The 4,046-nt window shown below is 44.4% G+C and carries 4 protein-coding genes and 1 pseudogene; all 5 read right to left on the minus strand.

Going from position 1 to position 4,046, the window contains the following annotated elements:
- Window positions 1-31: 31 nt before the first annotated feature.
- Window positions 32-208 (minus strand): hypothetical protein, encoded by a 177-nt coding sequence (locus MCS_RS08300; RefSeq protein WP_004855495.1) that lies wholly within the window; start codon window positions 206-208, stop codon window positions 32-34.
- Between the two features lie 12 nt (window positions 209-220).
- Entirely contained in the window at window positions 221-637 is a 417-nt protein-coding gene (locus tag MCS_RS02935) for a hypothetical protein (protein ID WP_004855498.1), read from the minus strand.
- Entirely contained in the window at window positions 634-1,278 is a 645-nt protein-coding gene (locus MCS_RS02940) for a hypothetical protein (protein WP_004855499.1), read from the minus strand. Before MCS_RS02940 ends, MCS_RS02935 begins: the two co-directional genes overlap by 4 nt.
- A 5-nt stretch (window positions 1,279-1,283) precedes the next feature.
- Window positions 1,284-1,664: pseudogene (locus tag MCS_RS08625) on the minus strand (hypothetical protein); the annotation flags it as partial.
- Between the two features lie 20 nt (window positions 1,665-1,684).
- Window positions 1,685-4,046, minus strand: a 2,362-nt coding sequence (locus MCS_RS02945; protein ID WP_004855502.1) for a hemagglutinin repeat-containing protein, incomplete at its 5' end; no start/stop codon positions are given.

Raw genomic sequence — 4,046 nt, forward strand, 5'->3', positions numbered from 1 at the left:
AGCCGTAACAGAACTGCCCGTGATGCTAAGGTCAGCTCTGGGCATCATTGTCCTGCGAATAAGCAGAATTTGTACCAGCAAAAATATCCGCTCCAACACCATGGAGGCTGCCTTTATGGGCTTGTATGTCTTCAGCCGTTGAATAGTGAGATTGAGGAAACAACCCCGCCATTCCAAGCAAAAGTAAGGATGGCGGATTGTCGGTCATTACAAGCAGTGCTTAAGATTTGCATTCAGGTGCATTTTTATATTTTTTACAAAACGGGCTATTCAAGCGCTTCTTGACACTGGGCCTCGGGATGACAGCACCTGGACGACAAATCGGAAGGTTTTCGGCTTTAAAAGTATAACACCATCCCCCCTGCCTCCACACCTCTTCATCTTTATAGCGGAACCCTGATTGGAGCATGCAAGCATAAACTGTTGCTTTAGCATTGATGCTCTGCTTTCTGTTTTCTGGATCGACATCATAAGGAGTTGGCTTTCCGCATTCTAACAATGCTTTTGCTACCTCAGTAAAATCTGCACCAGGCTTCTCCCACGCATCCAAAGATGATGTAGAAGGTGTACCTAAGTAACATCCAGCCATACTCAATAGCCATATTCCACCACTTAATAATTTTAGAGTTTGTTTCATTTTTTACTCCATGATTTATGTGAAGGAACTTGTTCTAAATGAGATGTGCCATAACGCCCTGTACACACATCATCCGCACCCCCCAAACAAGTATGAGCGTTGCGAGGATCTGAGAACATATTCCACCATTCTTTCCACCGGGTACTACCAGCAGGCACTGTCTCGTAAGTATAGCCATTACCGCCAATAATTCTGCTTACAAAGTCATATCTGTGCCCATCAAAACCAATACTCGTTTGTTTGCCACCACTCACATAACCTAACAGACCGGATGCAGACAAAACATTAGCCGCTGGTCCATGGAAACTGATCGTTGTATTGCCAGCTACATCATTTACACCTTCTTGTTTGAAAGAATTCATCATATTAAAGCCTGTCAAACTGCCACGACTATGGGCATCAAAATGCAATCCTGTGTTACCATAGCGAGACATCAGATCTTTTGCTTCTTGTGTGGAATTGGTCAAACCCCAAAAGTCATTTTCCAGAAACTTCTGATAGCCTGCGACCAAAAGCTCTGAGATAGCAGAATCCGCTTCGGGGAACACAACAAAATAGAGCGGAGCATTCTTATCCTCCGCATGTTGCTCTGCATAAACAGCCGCCTCATAGGGTGGTGTAAAAATGCCATTGAGGGACACATGCAAGGATTCTTTTTACAAAACGGGCTATTCAAGCGCTTCTTCACACTTCGTTGCGGGATGACAGCACCTGGACGACAAGCCGGAAGATTCTTTCCTTGAAAATTTTCACACCACGTTCCTGCCTCTGTATCTTTATAGCGGAATCCTGATTGAACCATACAAGAATCAATGAACGCCTTTTTATTTAAACTTAACTTTCTATTTTCTGGATCCTTATCATAAGGGGTTGGCATGCCACATTCTAACAGCGCTTTTCCTATCTCAGTAAAATCTGCACCAGGCTTCTCCCACATCGCCAAAGATGATGAAGGAGTTTTATTAAACTGACACCCAGCTATACTCAATAGAGTTATCGCACTTAATAATTTTAGAGTTTGTTTCATTTTTTACTCCATGATTTAATTCAAGGCTTTTGTTCACGATGAGAAGGGCCGTAACGCTTTTGGCATATATCACTCGCATTTCCAAGACAGGTATGGGAACTTATGGGATTTGTAGCCACTCTCCACCATTCTTTCCACCGGGTACTACCAGCAGGCACTGTCTCATAAGTATAGCCATTGCCGCCAATAATTCTGCTTACAAAGTCATATCTATGCCCATCAAAGCCAACACTCGTTTGTTTGTCTCCTCTCAGATATTTTAACATATCCGCTGTAGCTTCAGCATTAGCTGCTGGACCATAGAGATTGACATTTGTTTTACCCGCTATACCCCAAAAACCTTGCTGTTTTAAAGAATGAAACCCATTATACACTGTCATGCCACCACGACTATGTGCGTTAAGCCTCAATCCAGTATTTCCATAGACCTTTACAAGATCCTCTGCTTCTTGTGTGGAATTGGTCAAACCCCAAAAGTCATTTTCCAGAAACTTCTGATAGCCTGCAACCAAAAGCTCTGAGATAGCAGAATCCGCTTCGGGGAATACAACAAAATAGAGCGGAGCATTCTTATCCTCCGCATGTTGCTCTGCATAAACAGCCGCCTCATAGGGTGGTGTAAAAATGCCATTGAGGGAAACATTGACCTTACCATCAGCACCGGCTTGTAAGTGCTGCTTTTCTTCATCTGTTAAATAATGAAACTTAGGGATAGGTTGTCCACGAGCATCTCCTATAGGCACCCCATTTGCATCTATTTCATAGATCACATTGCCCTGTTCATCACGGTCGACCACAGCAAGGGGATGCTCTTTGATAAACATGGTTTTATAGGATTCATCGCTCACTTTAAACCCTTCTTCTAAAAGTTGGGTTGTCATTTCACGGTTTTCATGGACGATGTGTTCCAGCTTGGTGACGTCTAGCTGTTGGACACCCTGATGGGCTGCAACAGTGTTGTGGTTCAGGGAGGCGACGGCTTGCTCAACATCTTGCCCTGTCAATGCCTTCTGCCCAGCTTCATCGGTTAGAATGATTGTAGAAGTGCTGACAGCGGATTTGGTATATCCTTCCTCTGAATCTTTAGCTTTCCAATGATCTAAGACATTTTTGGCAATGTTCTTCCCGACACCATATTTGCCCTGATACATCGGACCACCCACAGCAATACTAAAACCTTGGCTGTTCGCTTGCGCATACGCACTGTTACTGATGTCACGACTGCTAATCCTTCCTGTGGTCAGGCTGTTTTGTTCTGCCGGCGCGGTGCTGGAAATAAGCCCACCTGTCAGCTTTGTTTTATCTTGAACGTTGATATCAAAGCCGCCATCACCAGCTTTGATGCCTGATTGCTCCACAACACTATGATAATCGCTAGAGGATTTATCCTTGTTCAAGGAAACAGTGCTTAAGGCGGCATCATCCTTTTCCCCGCCATTATAACCAAAAGAAACCGATTGTTGCTTGCTGGAACTTTCTCCCGTATCACTGCGGCTGGTAATGGTCAAATCACCCCATACTTCCATTTCTACACGCTCTCCAGAAGCCACAGCGCCTGCCAATGTGGTGTTTCCCCCACTGTTGGTGTAAAGAGTGCCCGTACCAATGATATGGCTGTTCTTCTGGTGAACCGCCTCACCGGAACCCTTCCCTTTACCAAAAGAAGCATTACCCAGCAACCCTGCGCCACCAGTACCATAACTATATCCAATATTCATTGAAGCACTTTGCATGTTGTTTTGTGTGCTTTGCGTGTTTTGTGCACTTTCAAAGGTGATATCTTGCCCTGCTTCCAAGGTGATATTCCCACTCTGTGCATCATTATCCTGCGAATAAGCAGAATTTGTACCAGCAAAAATATCCGCTCCAAAACCATGGAGGCTGCCTTTATGGGCATGCATGGTGAGTGCTCGCCCCCCTTCTATTTTATCGGTCACCGCAGACAATGCATGAGACGATGCCTCTGCCTTCTCTGTCTTAAAGCCCCCTGTAATGCTGCTGGAAATATCAACGATATTGAGAAGACCTTCTTTTGTTGATCCACCACCCTTGATCCCATCATAAAAACCTTTGCCTTTGTCATAGAGATCTTTGCCTTTTAAACCAGCAATGACACCACTGCCTATCTTGTAGATCCCATCCCCATAAACAAAACCTTTTGTCCCTTCCCTGATATCCTGGAGCTTGCCAATAAGTCCAACATTGACAGAACCTGTAAAACCAGCAAAGGACTTTTCATGGGTTTCTTGTGCGTTAGAGGTATCATAGCTTTCTGATAGGGTGATATTATTGCCCGCATCAATGTTGACATCACGATTTGCCGAAACATTTGTCGCTTGTAAATTCACATCATGATCGGCATTAAACTGCACATCTTTGCCC

This window comes from Bartonella doshiae NCTC 12862 = ATCC 700133, assembly GCF_000278155.1.
GTDB classification, from domain to species: domain Bacteria; phylum Pseudomonadota; class Alphaproteobacteria; order Rhizobiales; family Rhizobiaceae; genus Bartonella; species Bartonella doshiae.